Source organism: Streptomyces sp. NPDC088097 (genome assembly GCF_044741845.1).
Lineage (GTDB): Bacteria > Actinomycetota > Actinomycetes > Streptomycetales > Streptomycetaceae > Streptomyces.
This window is the reverse complement of the sequence record NZ_JBIUTJ010000008.1, coordinates 37,316-59,374: the sequence shown is the minus strand read 5'-3', so window position 1 is coordinate 59,374 and position 22,059 is coordinate 37,316. Positions and strand designations below refer to the sequence as shown.

The following is a 22,059-nucleotide window of genomic DNA, read 5'->3' as shown; positions in this document are numbered from 1 at the left end:
AACAATGATCCCGTTGTCGTTCGCCCAGCGTCGGCTGTGGTTCGTGGACCGCTTCGAAGGCCCTTCGCCGACCTACAACGGCTCCTTCGCCCTACGGCTGACCGGTGAGTTGAACGTGGGTGCGCTGGAGACGGCGCTCCGCGATGTCATCGACAGGCACGAAGTCCTCCGCACGGTCATCGTCGAGGACGACCACGGCGTCCCCCACCAGCAGGTGCTGGACTCCGGGGAGAAGCCCTTCGACCTGCCGGTCGTCGAGGTCGCCCCGCAGGAGCGGGCGGCCGCGGTCGACCGGGCGGGCAAGGAGACCTTCGACCTGGCCGCCGACGCTCCGATCCGCGCCACCCTGGTGCGGACCGGACCGCTCGAACACACCCTCGTGCTCGTGGTGCACCACATCGCCCTGGACGGCGAATCGCTGGGGCCGCTGCTCCGCGACCTCACCGAGGCGTACACGGCGCGCCGGGAGGGCCGGGCCCCCGCGTGGGAGCCGCTCCCGGTCCAGTACGCCGACTACACGCTGTGGCAGCAGGACGTCCTCGGCGACGAGTCCGACCCGGACAGCCTGTCCGCCCGGCAGTTGGCGTACTGGCGCGAGGCCCTGGCCGACATGTCGCAGCCGCTGGCCCTGCCGACGGACCGCCCGCGCCCGAAGCGGACGAGCTCCGACGGCGGCCTGGTCCAGTTCCCGATCGGGTCCGACCTGCTCGACGCCGTCGAGAAGCTGGCCGCGCAGCAGGACCTCACCGTGTCGATGGTCATGCACTCGGCGCTGGCCGTGCTCCTGCACCACCTCGGGTGCGGCGACGACGTACCCATCGGCGCCCCGATCGCGGGCCGGACCGACGAGGAGCTGCGCGACCTCGTCGGCTTCTTCGTCAACACCTGGGTGCTGCGCGTCGACCTGTCCGGCAACCCGACCTTCGTCGAACTGCTCGACCGGGTCCGCGACAGGGCGCTGGGCGCCTACGACAACCAGGACATGCCCTTCGAGCGGCTCGTCGAGCTGCTCAACCCGGACCGGTCCATCGCCTACCACCCGTTCTTCCAGGTGATGCTCGCCTGGCAGGAGCCCGTGGGGGAGCTGGAGTTCGCGGGCCTCGGGGTCGAGTCCGAGACCCTGGAGACCGGAACGGCCAAGTTCGACCTGTTCTTCAACATGATCCCGAACGCCGGGGGCGGGGCGGGCGTCCGCCTGGAGTACGCCACCGACCTGTTCGATCGGGGCACGATCGAGTCCCTCGCGAGCCGCTTCGTACGCGTGCTCGGCGAGCTCGTCGCCGACTCCTCCCGCACCGTCGGCGGCATCGACGCGCTCGACGACGCCGAGAAGGACCGGCTGCTCACCGAGTTCAACGCCAGCGCCACGCCGCTCTCCGACCTGACCGTCCCGGAGCTGTTCGAAGCCCAGGTGGCCAGGACGCCCGACGCCCCGGCGATCGAGTGCGACGGCCGCACGCTGACCTACCGGCAGCTCGACGACCGTGCGAACGGCGTCGCCCGGGAACTGATCCGTCGCGGAGCCGGCCCGGAGGACCTGGTGGTCCTCGCGCTGCCGCGCACCGAGGAATTGGTGGTCGGCCTCCTCGGCATCCTCAAGTCCGGCGCCGGCTACGTGCCGATGGACCCGCAGTACCTCGCCGGCCGCGCGGAGACCGTGCTGGCCGAGGCCCGCCCCCGTTTCGTGGTCACCGACACCGCGACGGCGCGGGAGCTGCCGGGCAACGACATGGAGAGCGTCAACCTCGACCTCCGCTCCGAGTGGCCCCCGGCCGAGGGCGCGCCCGACAACGCGGGTCGCGTCTCGCCGCTGAGCCCGGACAACCTGGCGTACGTGATCTACACCTCCGGCTCCACGGGCAAGCCGAAGGGCGCGGCGATCACCCACCGGGGCGTCGTCAACGGCGTCCGGGAACTGGTGCGCGTCCTCGACGTGCCGTCCGGCTGGAAGATGCTGGCCGGCACCTCCGTGAACTTCGACGTCTCGGTCTTCGAGCTGCTGACCGCCCTGACCACCGGCGGCACGGCCGAGGTCGTGGCGAACGCGCTGGTGCTTGCCGAGCGCGACACCTGGGACGGCCAGGTCATCAGCGGCGTTCCCTCGGTGCTCGGCGAACTCGTCGGACACCTGGAGAAGACGACCGATGTGCGCACGGTCGTGTTCGCGGGCGACGTGCTCCCGGCCCGACTGGTCCGCCAGGTCCGCGAGGCCCTGCCGAACGCGCGGATCGTGAACTCCTACGGCCAGAGCGAGAGCTTCTACGCCACCACCTACTCCCTCCCCGCGTCCGAGGAGTGGCCGGACGGCGACGTCGCGCCCATCGGCACCCCGCTGGGCAACATGCGCGCCTACGTGCTGGGCCCGGGCCTCGCCCCGGTGCCGCAGGGCGTCATCGGCGAGCTGTACGTGGTCGGGACCTGCCTCGGACGCGGCTATCTCGACCGCCCCGGCCTGACGGCCGAGCGCTACGTGGCCAACCCGTTCGGCCCCGCCGGCGAGCGGATGTACCGCACGGGTGACCTCGCCCGCTGGAACGCGCAGGGCCGGCTGGAGTGCGTCGGCCGCGGCGACGGCCAGGTGAAGGTGCGCGGCTTCCGCATCGAGACCTCCGAGGTCGAGGCGGCGCTCACCGCGCACCCCGGCATCAGCGAGGCCGTGGTGATCAGCCGCGAGGTGCCCTCGGGCGGCAAGCGGCTCGTCGCCTACGTGGTGCACACCGGCGAAGGAGCCGTCGGCGACGACGGCGCCGGCGGCATCGGCGACGTGGACGTGCAGTCCGGCGCCTCGTCCGCCGAGCTGCGCAGGTTCGTCGCGGCGCGGCTGCCCGACTACATGGTGCCCTCGGCCTTCGTGGCCCTCGGCGGCCTGCCGCTCGGCCCGACCGGCAAGCTCGACCGCTCGGCGCTGCCCGAGCCGGAGTTCCTGGGCGAGGCCTACCGGGAGCCGCGCACCGAGGCCGAGAAGATCATCACCGCGGCGTACGCGGACGTGCTCGGCGTGGACCGGGTCGGCGTCGACGACGACTTCTTCGCCGTGGGCGGCGACAGCCTGCGCTCGATCCAGGTCGTGGCGCGGACCCGGGCCCGGGGCCTGAACCTCACCACGCGCGAGATCTTCGAGTGCCGCACGGCGGCCCGGCTGGCCGAGGTGGCCGCCGACCGACGCGACGAGGTCCCCGCGCTCGCGGAGCTCGAAGGCGGCGGCGTCGGCCCGATGGCGCTGCAGCCGGTGGCGCAGCACGTGTTCGAGAACGGCGGCGGGACGAACCGCTTCGCCATGTCGATGGTGCTGGAACTGCCCGCGGACATCGACGAGAGCGGCCTGGCCGCGACGTTGGACGCGGTGCTCGACCGCCACGACCTGCTGCGCGTCCGGCTGGAGCGCGGCGACGAACTCTCCCTCGTCGTGCGTCCGCGGGGCGCCGTACGGGCGGCGGACCTGATCCACCGCGTCTCCTGCGACGGCCGCTGGGACGAGCCGGCCACGCTGGAGGCGGCCAAGGCGGAGCTGGAGGCCTCGGCCGGGCGGCTCGACCCGGAGGCCGGGACCGTGGCGGACTTCGTGTGGTTCGCACCGGACTCGGGAGCGGGCCGGCTGCTCGTGGTCCTGCACCACCTGGTGGTGGACGGCGTCTCCTGGCGCATCCTCATGTCGGACTTCGCCGAGGCCTGGCAGCAGGTCCGCGCCGGCCGCACCCCCGAACTGCCCGAGGTCGGCACCTCCGCCCGCCGCTGGGCGGCGGCGCTGGAGTCCGAGGCCTTCTCCCCGGAGCGGGAGGACGAGCTGGACTACTGGCGCGACGTGCTCGAATCGACCAACCTCCCGCTCGGCGAGCGCGCGTTCGATCCGACCGTGGACGTGATGTCCACCCTCGACACCGTGCGCGTGCAGCTGCCCGTCGAGGTCACCGAGGCCGTGCTGACCAGGCTTCCCGCCGCGTTCAAGGGCACCGGAACCGACGTTCTGCTCGCCGCGCTCGCCCTGGCGGTGAACCGCTGGCGCGGCGCGGACCGTTCGATCCTGGTCCGCCTGGAGGGCCACGGCCGTGAAGAGGACGTCGTCCCCGGCGCCGACCTCTCCCGGACCGTCGGATGGTTCACCAGCATGTACCCCGCCCGGGTCGACGTGCGGGGCGTGGACCTGGCCGACGTGCTCGCCGGCGGCGGCGCCGCCGCGAAGGCGGTCAAGCTGGTCAAGGAGCAGCTGCGCGGGGTCCCGGACAAGGGCCTCGGGTACGGCCTCCTGCGCTGGCTGAACCCGGAGACCGCGCCGCAGCTGGAGGAGTACGCGGCGCCCCAGATCGGCTTCAACTACCTCGGCCGGATCTCCGCCACCGACGTGCCCGAGCACCTGCGCGCCGAGGGATGGGTGCCGGCGGACTGGTCCTCCGAGCTGATCCCGATGCCCGACCCGGACCTGCCCGCGCTGTCCGCGCTGGAGGTCAACTCGGTCGTCACGGACACCCCCGACGGCACCCGACTGCAGGCCGCCTTCATGTTCCCCACCGGCGTGCTGTCCCGCGAGCGGACCACCGAACTGGCCGAGCTGTGGGTCGAGGTGCTGCACGGCATGGCCGCGCACGCCGCCCGCCCGGAGATCGGCGGGCTCACCCCCTCCGACGCCCCGCTGGTCTCGGTCGGGCAGGACGAGATCGACGACTGGGAGGAGCGCTACGGCCGGCTGGTCCAGGTGTGGCCGCAGGCCCCGGGCCAGTCCGGCATCCAGTTCCAGGCCGCGTTCGCCGACGGCGCCTTCGACGTCTACCACATGCAGTTCCTGATGCACCTGACCGGGCACGTGGACCCGGCGCGCATGCGGGCGGCCGGGCAGGCGCTCCTGGAGCGCTACCCGAACCTGCGCTCGGCGTTCGTCGCCGGAGCCAACGGCGACCCGGTCCAGCTCGTGGCCCAGGACGTCGCCGTCCCCTGGCGGCACATCGACCTGACCGGCCTCGACGCGGCCGAGCAGGACGCGGCGGTCGACCGGGCCCTCGCCGACGACCGGGCGGACCAGCTCGACCCCACCCGCCCGCCGCTGTTCCGCCTGGCCCTGCTCACCTGCGGGCCGCGGAAGGCGAAGCTCATCATCACGGCGCACCACACCCTCTTCGACGGCTGGTCCTCGCCGCTCGTGATCAAGGACCTGATCCGGCTCTACGCCGCGACCGAGGAGCTCGCTCCGGTCCGCGGCTACGGCGACTACCTGGCCTGGCTGTCCAAGCAGGACCGGGACGCGTCGGCCGCGCGCTGGAAGGACGAGCTCGACGGGTTCGAGCAGCCGACCCTCCTGGCCGCGGACCTTCCCGAGAAGGGGGAGGCGTCCCGCCTCGGGCGCGTCGAGGTCCCGCTGTCCATCGACAAGGGCCGCGAACTCGCCCGGCGCGCCGCGGAACTCGGCGTCACGCTGAACACCCTCCTCCAGGGCGCGTGGGCGGTCGTCCTCGCGAAGCTGACCGGGCAGCAGGACGTGGTGTTCGGCGCGGCCGTCAACGGCCGTCCGGCGGACCTGGTCGGTTCCGACGAAATGGTCGGCCTGTTCATCAACACCCTGCCGACCAGGGTGCGGACCGCACCGGGCCAGACGGTGGGCGAGGTCATCACCGACCTCCAGGACCGGCAGATCTCCCTGCTCGACCACCACTACTACGGCCTGGCCGACATCCAGCGCGGTGTCGGACTGCCCTCCCTCTTCGACACGATCGTCGTGTTCGAGAACTACCCGATCGACCGCGAGGGCATGGTCGAGGCCAATGACTCGGCCGGTGTCACGATCGACGCCATCCGGCCGTTCGCGGGCTCGCACTACCCGCTCACCCTCAACTCCGCCGACCCCTACCTGCGCCTCTCCCTCGACTACCAGACCAACCTCTACGACCACGGCGCGGCCGAGGAGATCGCCGCCCGGCTCGTCCGCGTGCTGGAGCAGGTGCTGGAGGACCCCCAGACGCCCGTCGGCGCCCTGGACGTGCTCTCCGAGCAGGAGCGGGACCGGCTGGTCAGGGGCATCAACGACACGGCGCACCCGGTGCCGGCCGACACCCTGCCGGGCGCGTTCGAGGCCCAGGTGGAGCGCACCCCCGACGCGGTGGCGCTGATCGGCGAGCAGGAGACCCTGACCTACGCCGAGTTCAACCGGCGTGCCAACCGCCTGGCGCACTGGCTGGTCGAGCAGGGCGCCGGCCCCGAGCGGCTGGTCGCCGTACGGATCCCGCGCTCCGTCGACCTGATGGTGGCGATCTACGCGGTGGTGAAGGCCGGCGCGGCCTACCTGCCCGTGGACACCGAGCTGCCCGAGGACCGCGTACGGCGCGTACTGGACGCCGCGAACCCGCTGCTGCTGCTCGACGCGAACCTCCCGGACGTCTCCGGCTACCCGCAGACCAACCCCGAGCGCGAACTGTCCCCGGACAACGCCGCGTACGTCATCTACACCTCCGGCTCCACCGGCCGCCCCAAGGGCGTACAGGTGGCGCACCGCTCGATCCTCAATCGGCTCGCATGGGGCCTGGCGCACTTCGAGGTCGGCGTCGAGGACCGGGTGCTGCTGAGCACCACCGCCAGCTTCGACGTTTCGGTGCCGGAGCTGTTCGCACCGCTCCAGGTCGGCGCCGCGGTCGTCATCGCGCGTCCCGACGGACGTCGTGACCCGGCCTACCTCGCCGACCTGATCCGGCGCGAACGCGTGACCGGCGCGGACTTCGTGCCCTCCCTGCTGGAGGCGTTCGTCAACGAGCCCTCGGCCAAGGAGTGCCACAGCCTGCGCTGGATCGAGGTCGCCGGCGAGGCGTTCCCGCCCGCCCTGGCCAACCGCGTCGTCGAGGTGCTGCCCGGCTGCGGTGTCCACAACCTCTACGGGCCCACCGAGGCCTCCGTCGAGGTCACCGCGTACCGGCACGTGCCGGGCGCGGACCGGGTGCCGATCGGCGCACCGGTCTGGAACACCCAGGTGTACGTACTGGACGACGCCCTGCGCCCCGTCGCACCGGGGGTCCCCGGAGAGCTCTACCTGGCCGGCACCGGGCTCGCCCGGGGCTACCTGGGACAGACCGACCTGACCGCGAACCGGTTCGTCGCCTGCCCCTTCGGAGAGCCGGGGTCCCGGATGTACCGCACCGGCGACGTCGTGCGGTGGAACGGCGACGACCAGGTCGAATACATCGGCCGCTCCGACTTCCAGGTCAAGCTCCGCGGGTTCCGCATCGAGCTCGGCGAGATCGAGCAGGCGCTCGCCGCGCACCCCGACGTCGACGGTGCGGTGGCCCTGGTGCGGGAGGACCGCCCCGGTGACCAGCGCCTCGTCGCGTACGTGGTGACCGGCAAGGCGGACCCGGCCAGGCTCGACCTCACCGCCGTGACGGACCTGGCCCGCGAGAACCTGCCGGAGTACATGGTCCCCTCGGCCGTCGTGCCGCTCGCGGCCTTCCCGACCACCCCGAGCGGGAAGCTCGACCGCAAGGCGCTCCCCGCACCGGACCACACGGAAGCCGCCGCGACCGGACGGGGGCCGCGCAACCACAACGAGGAAGTCCTCTGCCGGCTGTTCTCCGAGCTGCTGGGGCTGGAGGAGGTCGGCATCGACGCCGACTTCTTCGACCACGGCGGGCACTCGCTGCTCGCCACCCGGCTGACCGGCCGCATCCGTAACGAACTCAAGGTCGACGTGAAGGTCACCACCGTGTTCCGCAGTCCGACCGTCGCCCAGCTGGCGGCCCGGCTGGAGAAGTCGGGCACGTCCAACCGCCCCCAGCTGCGCCCGATGAACGTGTAGGTAGGAGTACCTCGATGATCCCGTTGTCCTTCGCACAACGCCGGCTGTGGTTCCTCCATCGTCTGGAAGGCCCGTCCGCGACCTACAACATCCCGTTCGTGCTCCGCCTGGACGGCCCGCTGGACACGGCGGCCCTGTCCGCGGCGGTGACGGACGTCGTCACCCGGCACGAGAGCCTGCGCACCCTGGTCGTCGAGAACGAGGACGGCACGCCCGAGCAGCGCATCGTGCCCGCTCAGGAGGCGGTCCTCCAGTTCCGGGTGGTCGACGTGGCCGCGGACGCGGTGACGGCCGCGAGCCACGAGGCCGCGTGCGAAGGCTTCGACCTGGACACGGAACTCCCGCTGCGCACCACCGTGCTGCGGGTCTCCCCGCAGGAGCACGTGCTGGTGTTCGTCATCCACCACATCGCCGCGGACGGGGCGTCGATGGCGCCCTTCATGCGGGACCTGCTGTCGGCCTACTCGGCCCGCCGGCAGGGGAGCGCGCCGCACTGGACTCCGCTCCCCATCCAGTACAAGGACTACACGCTGTGGCAGCGCGAGGTCCTCGGAGACGAGGAGGACCCGGAGAGCGTCGCGGCGGCGCAGCTGGACTACTGGCGCGCGGAACTGGCCGGGGTCCCGCAGCCGGTCCAGCTTCCGCTGGACCGACCGCGGCCGACGGCGGCCGCCCACCAGGGCGGTCACGTCGACTTCGAGCTGGACGCCGAGCTGCTCGCCGGCGTCGGCAGGCTCGCCGGGGCGCACGGCGCCACGGCGCCGATGGTCGCCCAGTCCGTGCTCGCCGTGCTCCTGCACCACCTCGGCGCCGGCAACGACCTCACGATCGGCAGCCCGATCGAGGGCCGCGCCGACGAGCAGCTCGACGACCTGATCGGATTCTTCGCCAACACCTGGGTGCTGCGCGTCGACCTGTCGCGCAACCCCTCCTTCGAGGACCTGCTGGACCAGGTGCGCGACCGGGCCCTCGCCGCGTACGACAACCAGGACGTTCCGTTCGAGCGCCTGGTGGAGCTGCTGAGCCCGGACCGCACCACCGCGTACCAGCCGCTGTTCCAGGTGATGCTGGCCTGGCAGTTCGAGTGGGGCCGGATCGAGACCCCGGGTCTGCGGATCACCCCCGTCCCGGCGGGTACCGGCACCGCCAAGTTCGAACTGTTCTTCAACATCGTCCCGGCCCCCTCCGGCGGTGCGTACGGGCGGCTGGAGTACGCGACCGAACTGTTCGACCACGCCACGGCCGAGGGCCTCGTCGACCGCTACGTGCGCGCGCTGCGCCAGGTGGTCGCCGACCCCGCGACGCGGCTCGGCGGGGTGGACGTCCTCACCGAGGGCGAACGCGACCGACTGGCCAAGCTGAACGAGACCACGGTCCCGCTGCGGCCGGTGACCGTACCGGAACTGGTCGCCGCCCAGGCGGCGCGCACACCCGGCGCCACGGCCGTGGTGTCCGGGGCGACCGAGCTGTCGTACCGGGAACTGGACGCCCGCGCCAACCGACTGGCGGCGATCCTCCAGGACCACGGCGTCGGGCCGGACGTCCTGGTCGCCGTCGCACTGCCGCGCTCCGCGGACCTGGTCGTCGCACTGCTGGCCGTGCTCAAGGCCGGCGGCGCCTACCTCCCGATCGACCCGAACTACCCGGCCGCCCGAGTGGACCTCCTGCTCGGCACGGCCGCCCCCGCCCTGGTCCTGGCCGGTCGCGAGACGGCGGCGACGGTGGCCGGCAGCCGGGCGCCGGTGCTCCACCTCGACGAGCTGGGCCTCGACGACCCGGGCCTCGAAGGCCCCGCCGTGGACGCCCCGGAACTCCGCATCGGACCGGACAACCTGGCCTACGTGATGTTCACCTCGGGCTCGACCGGCATCCCCAAGGGCGTCGCCGTCACCCACGGCGGCGTGGTCAACGGCGTGCGGGACCTGCGCCGAACCGTGGGGGTCGAGGCGGGATCCCGGATGCTCGCCGCGACCTCGGTGAACTTCGACGTCTCCGTGTTCGAGATCTTCACCGCGCTGACCAGCGGGGCGAGCGTCGAGATCGTCCGAGACGTACTCGAACTCGCCGAACGCGGCAGTTGGTCGGGCACCACCGTCAGCGCCGTGCCCGCGGTGTTCTCCGCGCTGCTCGACCAGATGGGCACCGGCGCCGCCGACGGCCTCGACCTCGACGTGGAAACCGTCGTCTTCGCCGGTGAGGCGCTCTCGGCCGACCTGGTCCACAAGGTCCGCCGCGCCCTGCCCGACGTCCGCGTCGTCAACGCCTACGGACAGACCGAGAGCTTCTACGCCGCCACGTACACCGTGCCGCCGGACTCGACCGAAACCAGCGCGGTGCCGGTCGGACAGCCGCTGGCCAACATGCGCGCCCACATCCTGGGGCCGGAGCTGGCCCCCGTCCCGCCGGGCGTGATCGGCGAACTGTACGTCGGCGGGCTGGTCGCCCGCGGCTACCACCAGAACGCCCCCGCCACGGCCGAGCGGTTCGTCGCCTCCCCCTTCGGACCCGCCGGCGAGCGCATGTACCGCACCGGTGACCTGGCCCAGTGGGACGAGGACGGCCGGCTGAAGTACGCGGGCCGCGCCGACGACCAGGTCAAGGTGAACGGCATCCGCGTCGAGCCGACCGAGATCGAGACGGCCCTCCTCGCGCACCCCGCCATCGGCCGGGCCGTGGTCACGGTGTGCGAGGACCCCGCCGGCAAGACCCGACTCGTCGGCTACGTGGCGCCGGTGACCGCCGACGGCGCTGCCGGGCCGGACACCGGCTTCTCGGTGGCCGACCTGCGGCGATTCGTGGCCAAGCGGCTGCCGGACTACATGGTGCCCGCCCTGCTCGTGGTGCTGGACCGACTGCCGCTGTCCGCCAACGGCAAGCTGGACCGCTCCGCGCTGCCCGCGCCGGAGTTCCCCACCACCGCCTACCGGGCGCCGCGCGGCGAGGCCGAGCGGATCCTGGCCGAGGTGTACGCGGACGTGCTCGACGCCCAGCAGGTCGGCATCGACGACGACTTCTTCACCAGCGGCGGCGACAGCATCCGTTCCATCCAGGTCGTCGCGCGCGCCAAGACGCGCGGCGTGGTGGTCAGCACGCGGGAGATCTTCGAGAACCGCACCGTCGCGCGGCTCGCGGAGCTGGTCGACGGACGCGAGGAAGAGGAACTCGTGAGCCTGGCCGAGCTGCCGGGCGGCGGCGTGGGCTGGTCCCCGCTGCCGCCGACGGCGGCGCACGTCCTCGCCCTGGGCGGTGGCATCGGCCGGTTCTGCATGTCCGCGCTGCTGACCCTGCCCGAGGACATCGACCGCACCGGACTGGTCGCGACCCTGCAGGCCGTGCTGGACCGCCACGACGTGCTGCGCTCCCGGCTCGACCGGGCGGAGCCGGGCCTGACCATGCGGCCCGTCGGCAGCGTGGACGCCGGCGCCCTCGTACGGGAAGTCCGCTACGCCGGCGCCGACGTGAAGGCCGAGCTGGACGCGGCCGCGGACCGGCTGGACCCGGACGCGGGCGTCATGGCGCAGTTCGTGTGGTTCACCTCCGAGACGGAGGCCGACCGGCTGCTGATCGTGCTGAACCACCTCGTCGTCGACGGGGTGTCGTGGCGGATCCTGGTGCCGGACCTGGTGTCCGCGTGGCAGCGGTTCCGCGAGGGCCGCACCTCGCCGCAGAGCCCGGTGGGCACCTCGCTGCGCCGGTGGACCCACGCCCTGGCGGACGAGGCGGCCACCCCGGAGCGGGTGGCGGAACTCGCCGTCTGGCAGGAGACGCTGCGCGCGCCCGAGCCCGTCCTGGGCGCACGGGAGCTGGACCCCGCGCGCGACGTCACCGCCACGGTCGACACCGTGCGCATCCAGGTGCCGGTCGACGTCACGGGCGCCCTGCTGAACACGCTGCCCGCGGTGTTCCGCGGCGGTGTCGACGACGGACTGCTGGCCGGCCTGGCGCTGGCGCTCGCGCGGTGGCGGCGGACCCGCGGCGAATCCGGGGCCTCGACGCTCGTGCGCCTGGAAGGACACGGCCGCGAGGACCACCTGGTCCCCGGCGCCGACCTGTCCGGCACCATCGGCTGGTTCACCGCCATGTACCCGGTGAAGCTGGACTTGGCGGACATCGACGTGGCGGACGCGTTCGCCGGCGGCCCCGCCGCGGGACGCGCCGTCAAGGCCGTCAAGGAGCAGCTGCGGGCCGTCCCGGACAACGGCATGGGCTACGGCCTGCTGCGCCGGCTCAACCCGGAGACCGCCACCGCGCTCGCCGGACGGCGGGAACCGCAGATCGGGTTCAACTACCTGGGCCGGGCCTCCGGCGCGGACATCCCCGAGGAGCTGCGCGGCCTGGGCTGGACCCCGGACACCACGCACCGGGACCTGATCGCCGCGCCCGACGCGGACATGCCGGCCCTGTCGGCGCTGGAGATCAACGCGGTGGCCACCACCGGCCGCGGCGGCGACGAACTGACCGCCTACTTCGGCTTCCCGACCGGGGTGCTCACCCGCGAGGAGGTGACCGAGCTGGCCGGTCTGTGGGTCGAGGCGCTGACGGCCCTGGCCCGGCACGCCACGACTCCCGACGCCGGCGGCCTCACCCCGAGCGACGCGCCCCTGGTCGAGGTCGGCCAGGCGGAGATCGACACCTGGGAGGGCCGCTTCGGCAGGCTGGCCCAGGTGTGGCCGACGACGCCGGTGCAGTCCGGGATGTTGTTCCACACGATGCTCGCGGACTCCGCCTTCGACGCCTACCACATGCAACTGGTGTTCCACCTGTCCGGCGAGGTCGATCCGCAGCGGATGCGGCAGGCCGCGCAGGCCCTGCTGAGGCGTCACCCCAGCCTCCGCGCCGCGTTCGTCGACCGGGCGGACGGCGAGGTCGTGCAGGTGATCCCGGAGACGGTGTCCCTGCCCTGGCAGTACCTCGAACTGACCGCCGCCGACGAGGCGGAGCGGACCGCGACGTTCGAGGAGTTCCTCGTCCGGGACCGGGCCGCCCACTTCGACGTGGACACCCCGCCGCTGATCCGGCTGGCCCTGGCCGTCCTCGAACCCGGCCGCGCCGAGCTGGTGATGACCGCCCACCACGTGCTGATCGACGGCTGGTCCATGCCCCTGCTGATGCGGGACCTGCTGCTGCTCTACGCCTCCGGCGGAGACCCGGCCGGTCTGCCCGTGACCCGCGACTTCGGCGACTTCCTGTCCTGGCGCTCCCGCCAGGACGAGGCGGAGTCCGCACGCGTGTGGGCCGCCGAGCTGGAGGGGGTGCGGGAGCCGACCCTGATCGCTCCCGGCACCGAGGACGCGGCCAAGGAAGGCGTCGACCAGGTCGAGATCACGCTCCCGATCGACGAGGCGCGCGCCCTCACCCGGCGCGCCTCCGAGTGGGGCGTCACCATCAACACCCTGGTCCAGGGTGCCTGGGCGCTGCTGCTCGGCGGCCTCACCGGCCGCCAGGACGTGATCTTCGGCGCCACCGTCTCCGGGCGCCCGCCCGAGGTGACCGACGTCGACTCGATGGTCGGCATGTTCATCAACACCCTCCCCGTACGCGTCGACCACCGACCCGGCGACACCGTCGCCGAGGTCCTGACCCGGCTCCAGGGCCGGCAGGCCGCCCTCCTGGACCACCACTACTACGGGCTCACGGAGATCCAGCAGTCCGTCGGCCTGCCGACCCTCTTCGACACGCTCGTCGTCTTCGAGTCGTACCCGGTCGACCGGGAGGGCCTCAGCGACGCCTCCGACGCCGCGGACGGCATCACCTTCACCGGCCTGCGGGCGTCCACCGCCACCAACTACGCGCTGACCCTGATGGCGGCGGTCGACCCGCACCTCCAGCTGATCCTCCAGTACACCCAGGGCGTCTTCGGCCGGGCCGCGGTGGAGGTGTTCGCGGCCCGCCTCGTGCGGATCCTGCGGCAGCTGGCCCTCACCCCCGAGATGAAGGCCGCGGAGGTCGACATCCTGGAACCGGCCGAACGCGACCGACTGCTCGTCGAGTTCAACGACACGGCCGTCCCCACCCCGGACGTCACCGTCAACGGGCTCGTCGAGGCACAGGCTGCGCGGACCCCGGACGCGGTCGCCGTGGAGGCCGGGGGCGCGTCCCTCACCTACCGCGAGCTGAACGCCCGGGCCGACCGCCTGGCGCGCGAACTGGCCGGACACGGGGTGGGCCCGGAATCGGTCGTCGCGGTCTCGCTGCCGCGCACGCCCGCCCTCGTGGTCGCCCTGCTCGCGGTCCTGAAGGCGGGCGGTGCCTACCTTCCGGTCGACCCCAAGTACCCCAGCCAACGCCTCGCGGCCATCCTCGACGAGGCACGCCCGCGCCTGGTCCTGACGGACTCCGCGACGGTCGGGGCGCTGCCGGCGCACGAGGCCCCGGACCTCCTCCTCGACGCCCTCGACCTGTCGGAGGCCGCGACCGCGCTCGACGTGCCCGTGCACGCCGACCGGTTGGCCTACGTGATGTACACCTCCGGGTCCACGGGCAAGCCCAAGGGCGTCGCCATCACCCACGCGAACGTGGTCAACGGCGTGCTGCGGCTCGCCGCCGAGGTGGGCATGGAGCAGGGCAAGCGGCTCCTGGCCGGCACCTCCGTCAACTTCGACGTCTCGGTGTTCGAGATCTTCACGACGCTCACCGCCGGCGGCATCGTCGAAGTGGTCCGGGACGTCCTGGTCCTGGGCGAGCGGCAGGGCTGGAGCGGCAGCGTCATCTCCACCGTGCCGTCCGCCTTCGCCGAACTCGTCGACGAGATCTCGGGCCGCACCACCGTGGAGACGGTCGTCTTCGCCGGCGAGGCCCTGCCCGCGTCGCTCGTCGACAAGACGCGGGCCGCCTTCCCGGGCGTACGGATCGTCAACGCCTACGGGCAGAGCGAGTCGTTCTACGCCTCCACCCACACCGTCGGCGACGGCCCACAGGACCGGGCCGGCAGCGCGCCCGTCGGCACCCCGCTCGGAAACATGCGGGCCTACGTCCTGGGCCCCGGCCTCACCCCCGTGCCCCCGGGCGCGGTCGGCGAACTGTACGTCGGCGGCAACGTGGGCCGCGGCTACCACGGCCGCCCCGAGCTGACCGCCGAGCGCTTCGTCGCCGACCCGTTCGGCCCGTCCGGCGCGCGCATGTACCGCACCGGGGACCTCGCCCGCTGGAGCGAGGAGGGCCGGCTGGAGTACGTCGGCCGCGCCGACGCACAGGTCAAGGTGCGCGGCTTCCGTGTCGAGCCCGGCGAGGTCGAGGCCGCGATCACCGCGCACACCGGGATCGCGCAGGCCGTCGTCATCGCCCGCGACGGGCGCGGCGGCGGCACGAGCAAGCAGCTGGTCGCGTACGTGGTGCTCGCCGTCCCCGGCGACGACGCGACGACCAAGGAGCTGAACGGCTTCGTCTCGCAGCGGTTGCCGGACTTCATGGTGCCGTCCGCCTTCGTGGTCCTCGACCGACTGCCGCTCACCCCGAACGGCAAGCTCGACCGGGCCGAACTGCCCGAACCGGAGTTCACCGGCGCCGCGTACCGGGCGCCGCGCACCACCCGCGAGGAGACCCTGGCCACGCTGTTCGCCGAGGTGCTCGGCCTGGACCGCGTCGGCATCGACGACGGCTTCTTCGAGCTCGGCGGGCACTCCCTCCTCGCGACCCGCCTGATCAGCCGCGCCCGCGCCGAGATGGGGATCGAGCTACCCATCCGCAAGATCTTCGACCTGCCGACGGTGGCCCAGCTCGCCGGCTGGTCGGAGGAATCGGCCGCGCCCCGTCGCCCCAGCCTGCGCCAGATGTTCGAAGGAGTGAAGAAATGATCCCGCTGTCATTCGCCCAACGCCGTATGTGGCTCCTGCACCAACTGGAGGGCGGGGCCGCGACCTACAACATCTCGGCGGCCTTCCGGCTGACCGGAGCCCTGGACCAGGACGCGCTCGCCGCGGCGGTCCGCGACGTGGTCGACCGGCACGAGATCCTGCGCACCACGTACGCGACGGACGACAGCGGTGAGCCCCACTCGCGGATCCTCACGGTGGAGCAGGCCGCGCCGCGGCTGCGGCTGGCCGACGTGGCGCCCGAGGACACGGCCCGCGCCATCGCCGAGGCCGTCTCGCACGGCTTCGACCTTGAGAACGAGCTGCCCCTGCGGGCGCACCTGCTGCGCTGCTCCCCCGAGGAGCACGTGCTGGTCATGGTCGTCCACCACATCGCCTCGGACGGCAGCTCGGCCGCGCCGATGATGCGGGACCTGGTCACGTCCTACACCGCCCACCTGGACGGGCAGGCGCCCCGGTGGGAGCCGCTGCCCGTGCAGTACCACCAGTACGCGCAGTGGCAGCGCGAGGTGCTCGGCGAGGTGACCGACCCGGAGAGCCTCGCCGCCCAGCAGGTCGAGTACTGGCGCAAGCAGCTCGACGGCGTGCCCCAGCCGCTGAGCCTGCCCACGGACCGCCCGCGACCCGCCGCGGGGAACTCGCACGGCGAGACGATCGGCCTCTCCGTGAACGCGGAGGTGGCGGCCGGACTGCAGAAGCTGGCCGACGAGCGCGGCGCGTCCATGTCGATGGTCCTGCAGGCCGCGCTGGCGGTCCTGCTGCGCAAGCTCGGCGGCGGGGACGACCTGACGATCGGCTCCCCGATCGCCGGCCGGACCGACGAGGCGCTGGCCGACCTGATCGGGTTCTTCGTCAACACCCAGGTGCTGCGGGCCGACCTCTCGGGCAACCCGACCTTCACCGAGCTGCTCGCCCAGGTGCGGGAGAAGGCGCTGACGGCCTACGAGTACCAGGACGTGCCCTTCGACCTGCTGGTCGAGGCCATCAACCCCGAGCGCTCCGCCTCCTACCAGCCGCTGTTCCAGGTGATGTTCGCCTGGCAGAGCTACCAGAAGCCCGACTTCGGCATGCCCGGACTCGACATGAGGTTCGAGCAGGCCATCCCGTCGACCTCCATGGTCGACCTGTTCTTCAGCCTGACCGTGGACGAGTCGGGCGCGCTGCACGGCGACCTCCAGTACGCGACCCAGCTCTTCGACCGCGACTCGGCCGAGGCGATCGCCGAACGGCTCGCCCGCGTGCTGGAGCAGCTCGCAGCCGACCCGACCGTCCGCATCGGCGACGTCGACGCGCTCGGCGAGGCCGAGCGGGACCGTCTGCTGACCGAGGTGAACCACGCCGGCGGCGAGATCCCCGACGCCACCCTGGTCGAACTGTTCGAGCGCCAGGCGGCGCGGCACGCGGAGGCCGTCGCGGTCACCTACGAGGGCGCCTCGCTCACCTACGGGGAGGTCAACGCCCGGGCCAACCGGCTCGCGCGGCACCTCGTCGCCCAGGGCGTCGGCCCCGAGTCCCTGGTCGGCGTCTGTCTGGAACGCTCGGCCGAACTGGTCGTCGCGCTGCTCGCCGTGCTCAAGGCCGGCGGCGCCTACCTGCCGATCGACCCCGACTCCCCGGCCGACCGCATCGCCTACATGGTCCAGGACGCCCACCCGGTCCTGCTGGTCACCACCAGCTCGAACGCCGCCGCGCGGGAACTGGCCCAGGACCTCCCGCTGGTCCACCTCGACCGTGCCGGGGACCTCGCCGACGTGGCGGACACCGACCTCACCGACGCCGAGCGCCGCACGGCCCTGAACCCCGCGCACCCGGCGTACGTGATCTACACCTCCGGTTCGACCGGCCGCCCCAAGGGCGTGCTGATCCCGCACTCCAACGTGGTCGGGCTCTTCACCGCCACCGAGGACTTCGCCTTCGGCGCGGACGACGTGTGGACCCTCTTCCACTCCTACGCCTTCGACTTCTCGGTGTGGGAGCTGTGGGGGCCGCTGCTCCACGGCGGCCGCCTGGTCGTGGTCCCGTACGACGTCTCCCGCTCCCCGTCCGAGTTCCTCCAGCTCCTGGCCCGCGAGCGGGTCACCGTCCTCAACCAGACGCCCTCGGCCTTCTACCAGCTCGTCCAGGCCGACGCCGACGCCCCCGGCCAGGAACTGGCCCTGCGGTACGTGGTGTTCGGCGGCGAGGCCCTCGACCTGAACCGCCTCGCGGACTGGTACGCGCGCCACGCCTCCGACGCGCCGGTGCTGGTGAACATGTACGGCATCACCGAGACCACCGTGCACGTCACCCGCATCGACCTGGACGAGCACTCCGCCGGCCGCTTCCGGGCCAGCGTGATCGGCCCGGCCGTCCCGGGCCTGCGGGCGTACGTCCTGGACTCCAACTTGATGCCGACGCCCACCGGCGTGACCGGCGAGCTGTACGTGGCGGGCTACGGCCTGGCCCGCGGCTACCACGGCCGGCCCGACCTGACCGCGGGACGCTTCGTCGCCTGCCCCTTCGGCGCGCCGGGCGAGAGGATGTACCGCAGCGGCGACCTGGTCCGCTGGGCCAAGAACGGCCAGCTGGAGTACGTGGGTCGCGCCGACTCCCAGGTGAAGATCCGCGGCTTCCGGATCGAGCTGGGCGAGATCGAGCAGTCGCTCACCGGCCACCCCGACGTGGCGCAGGCCGTCGTCCTGGTGCGCGAGAACCAGGCGGACGACAAGCGCATCGTGGCCTACGTGGTGCCCGAGGCGGACACCACGCCCAGCGCCGCCGAGCTGTCCGAGTACCTGCGCGGGCGCCTCCCGGAGTACATGGTGCCCTCGGCGGTGCTCCTGCTGTCGGACATCCCGCTGACCTCGAACGGCAAGCTCGACAAGCGGGCACTGCCCTCGGAGGACACGACCACCGTCGTCAGCCGGGAGCCGCGCAACGCCTACGAGGAGGGTCTGTGCGCCCTCTACGCCGAGCTGCTTCGCCTGGACAAGGTCGGTGTCGACGACGGGTTCTTCGCGCTCGGCGGCCACTCCCTCCTGGCCACCCGGCTCAGCGTCCGCATCCGCAAAGAGTTCGACATCGACATCCCCATCAGGACGATCATCAAGTACCCCACGGTCGCCGAACTGGCCGCGCTGATGCTCGCGGGCGGTGTACCCGACGACGAGGCCGACACGTTCGCGGTCGTACTGCCGCTGAACAGCGACCCCGGCACGGGCAAGGAGCCGGTCTGGTTCTTCCACGGCGGCGGCGGCCTGGGCTGGGCGTACTACAGCTTCGCCGTGCACCTCCAGGACCGACCGGCCTACGCCCTGCAGTCCCGCGGCTCCGACGGCGTGGACACCCTGGCGGGCTCCGTACAGGAGATGGTCGACGACTACGTCGCCCAGATGCTGAAGATCCAGCCGGAGGGTCCCTTCCACCTCATCGGCTGGTCCTACGGCGGCACCATCGTGCACGCCGTCGCGGACGCGCTCGACCGGCTCGGCCACGCGATCTCCTTCGTGGCCATCCTGGACGCGCAGCCCGGCGGGCACGGCTTCACCGAGGTGCACGCCGGCAAGGACTCGTCCGACTACCGCTCGGAGCTGGAGGAGGACTTCGGCCGGTACATCCGCATGGGCAACCGACAGGGCTTCCTGGACACCATGTCGAACGTCATCGCCAACAACACCGCCCGCATGATGGATTACCGTTCGCCGGCCTACCGCGGCGACGTCCTGTACTTCCACGCGGCGCTGGAGGACAAGTCCTACGCGCACGTGTGGCGGCCGTACGTCCTCGGCTCCATGGAGGTGCACGAGGTGCGGGCCACGCACCACGAGATGCACATGCCCGCGCCCGTGGCCGAATTCTTCGAGGTCGTCGGCTCCAGGCTGGCGTAGCGCGACCGGGCAGCGATGTCCCGGAACCTTCGGGCAGCGATGTCCCGGAACCTTTTCAACAAACGATCCAATGGATGATTGGGGTTGGTCGGGGTGTCAGAGCCCGGCGTGTCCGCGGAAAACGGGGACCAGATCACGCTGCTGTGCGTGCCGTTCGCGGGAGCTGGTCCGTCCTTCTTCCACCCGTGGCGGGACCTGTCCGCCGGCCGGTGGCGGGTGACCTCGGTCGAGCTCCCCGGCCGGGAGCGGAAGATCATGGAAGAGCCGTACCGGAACGTCACCGAGGCGGCCGAGGGCTCGATCGACGACATCGTCGCCGACCTCGGCGAAGGGGCGCGGGTCGTCCTGTTCGGACACAGCCTGGGCGCGGTGCTCGCCTACGAGCTGGTCCACCTGCTCACCGCGCGCGGCATCCGCGTCGAGCGTCTGATCGTCAGCGGTTCGCCGGGTCCCTGGACCCAGCGCGAGCGGCGGGCGACGGGGCTCCAGGACGACGAGTTCCTCGCCCGCGTCGAGGAGTTCGCCGGCTTCCGGCACGAGGCGCTCGACCACCCCGAGATGCGTGAACTGATCCTCCCCGTGCTGCAGGCCGACTGCGAGATGCACGAGAACTACGTCCCGAGCACCGACGAACCCGTCTCGGTGCCGATCCACTCGCTGCGCGGCGACTCCGACGGCCTGGTCACCGCCGAGGAGGCCAACCAGTGGCGCGCGGCGACCACGGCCGGATTCGGCTATGCGGAGTTCGCGGGCGACCACATGTACCTCGTCGACAGCGGCCGGGAGGTCCTCGACGTGATCGAAGCGGAGTCCGCCGCCCCCGCCGCGAGGACCGCGGTCGCGTCAGGGGTGTGACAGGTCGATGACAGGGCCGGAGAGGAAAGTGGAGGCATGAGAAGTTCAGCGATTGCAGTTTCAGGGCTGCGCAAGTCATATGGCGACAAGGTCGTGCTCGACGGCATCGACTTCGACGTCGCCGCGGGATCGGTCTTCTCCCTGCTCGGCCCGAACGGGGCCGGCAAGACGACGACGGTCAACATCCTCACGACCCTGATGAAGGCCGACGCCGGCACGGTGCGGGTCGCCGGACACGACGTCGCCACCGCGACGAAGCAGGCGCGCGGAGCCATCGGCGTGACCGGTCAGTTCGCCGCGGTGGACGACCTGCTGTCGGGGCGCGAGAACCTGCAGCTGATGGCCGACCTGAAGCGCGTGCGCAACGGCGACCAGTTGGTCGCGCGGCTGCTGGAGCGTTTCGACCTGGTGGACTCGGCGGACAAGCTGTCGGCGACCTACTCCGGCGGCATGCGCCGCAAGCTGGACCTGGCGATGACGCTGGTCGGAGACCCGGAGATCATCTTCCTGGACGAGCCGACGACGGGTCTCGACCCGCGCAGCCGGCGCACCCTGTGGGGCATCGTCCGCGAGCTGGTGGCCGAGGGCACGACCATCTTCCTCACAACCCAGTACCTGGAGGAGGCCGACCAGCTGGCCGACCAGATCGCGGTGCTCAACCAGGGCCGCCTGGCCGCCCAGGGCACCCCCGAGGAGCTCAAGCGCCAGATCCCCGGCACCCACGTCCAGTTCCGCTTCGCCGACCTCTACGAGCTCGACGCCGCGGCGCGGGTCCTGACCGAATCCGCGCGGGACGAGGAGGAGCTGACCCTGCGGGTGCCGAGCGACGGCGAGACCCGGTCGCTGCGGGCCCTGCTCGACCGGCTCGACGCGCACTCGATCGACGCCCAGGAGTTCTCGGTCAACCGACCGGACCTCGACGACGTCTTCCTCGCCCTGACCGACAACACGGGCACCGAGAACAAGAGCAAGGAGGCGATCGCACAGTGAGCGCTGTCTCGACGCCGTTGGCCGACGCGGGCATCATGCTGCGCCGCAACATCAAGCACAACGTGCGCAACCCCGTCACCATGTTCAACGCGGTCCTGGTCCCCATCGTGATCATGCTCATGTTCGTCAAGGTGTTCGGCGGCGCGTTCAGCGTCGGCGCCGACTACATCGACTACGTGACGCCGGGCCTGCTCGTGATGGCCATCAGCTACGGGCTGTCGGCCACCGCCACGGCCGTGAACTCCGACATGACCAAGGGCGTCATCAACCGCTTCAAGGTCATGGACGTCTCCCGCGGCGCCATGCTCACCGGACACGTCGTCATCACCACGGTGCGCGCCCTGGCGGGCTCCGCGGCCATCGTCGCCGTGGCCTTCGCGATGGGCTTCTCCCCGCAGGCGAGCGCCCTCGACTGGCTCGGCGTCGTCGGTGTCATCGTGCTGCTCAGCGTCGCGACCGGCTGGCTCACCGTCGCCATGGGGCTCGCCGCCAAGACCGCGGAGTCGGCCGGCATGGGCGCCGTGCCGCTCATCATGCTGCCGTTCCTGAGCACCGCGTTCGTCCCCGCCGAATCGATGGGCGCCGGCGTCCGGCAGTTCGCGGAGTACCAGCCCTTCACCCCGATCATCGAGACGCTGCGCGGGCTGCTCGCGGGCACCCCGTCGAGCGGCGACGCGCTCGCGGCCGCCGCCTGGTGCGTCGGCATCGGCGTGGTCGGGTACGTGTGGGCGGTCTCCACGTTCAAGAAGCGGGCGTGACCCCCACCCAC

6 protein-coding genes are annotated in these 22,059 nt (G+C 72.1%); all 6 read left to right on the top strand.

The window, feature by feature from the left end:
* Nucleotides 1-4 precede the first annotated feature (4 nt).
* The 6 genes from ACIOD1_RS22795 (at nt 5) to ACIOD1_RS22770 (ending at nt 22,048) form a co-directional block, all read left to right on the top strand.
* The gene (locus ACIOD1_RS22795) at nt 5-7,768 is read left to right on the top strand and encodes an amino acid adenylation domain-containing protein (protein WP_401904255.1); all 7,764 of its coding nucleotides are present in this window, start codon (nt 5-7) and stop codon (nt 7,766-7,768) included.
* A 14-nt stretch (nt 7,769-7,782) separates the two neighbouring features.
* Nucleotides 7,783-15,561, top strand: a complete 7,779-nt coding sequence (locus ACIOD1_RS22790) for an amino acid adenylation domain-containing protein (protein WP_401904254.1) — start codon at nt 7,783-7,785, stop codon at nt 15,559-15,561.
* Nucleotides 15,558-19,445, top strand: a complete 3,888-nt coding sequence (locus ACIOD1_RS22785) for an amino acid adenylation domain-containing protein (protein ID WP_401904251.1) — start codon at nt 15,558-15,560, stop codon at nt 19,443-19,445. The genes ACIOD1_RS22790 and ACIOD1_RS22785 overlap by 4 nt, the downstream gene beginning before the upstream one ends.
* 108 nt (nt 19,446-19,553) lie before the next feature.
* The gene (locus ACIOD1_RS22780) at nt 19,554-20,300 is read left to right on the top strand and encodes an alpha/beta fold hydrolase (protein ID WP_365629053.1); all 747 of its coding nucleotides are present in this window, start codon (nt 19,554-19,556) and stop codon (nt 20,298-20,300) included.
* Between the two features lie 36 nt (nt 20,301-20,336).
* Complete coding sequence (locus tag ACIOD1_RS22775) at nt 20,337-21,290, top strand: ATP-binding cassette domain-containing protein (protein WP_365629050.1); 954 nt, start codon at nt 20,337-20,339, stop codon at nt 21,288-21,290.
* Nucleotides 21,287-22,048, top strand: a complete 762-nt coding sequence (locus tag ACIOD1_RS22770) for an ABC transporter permease (protein ID WP_365629047.1) — start codon at nt 21,287-21,289, stop codon at nt 22,046-22,048. The genes ACIOD1_RS22775 and ACIOD1_RS22770 overlap by 4 nt, the downstream gene beginning before the upstream one ends.
* Nucleotides 22,049-22,059 lie beyond the last annotated feature (11 nt).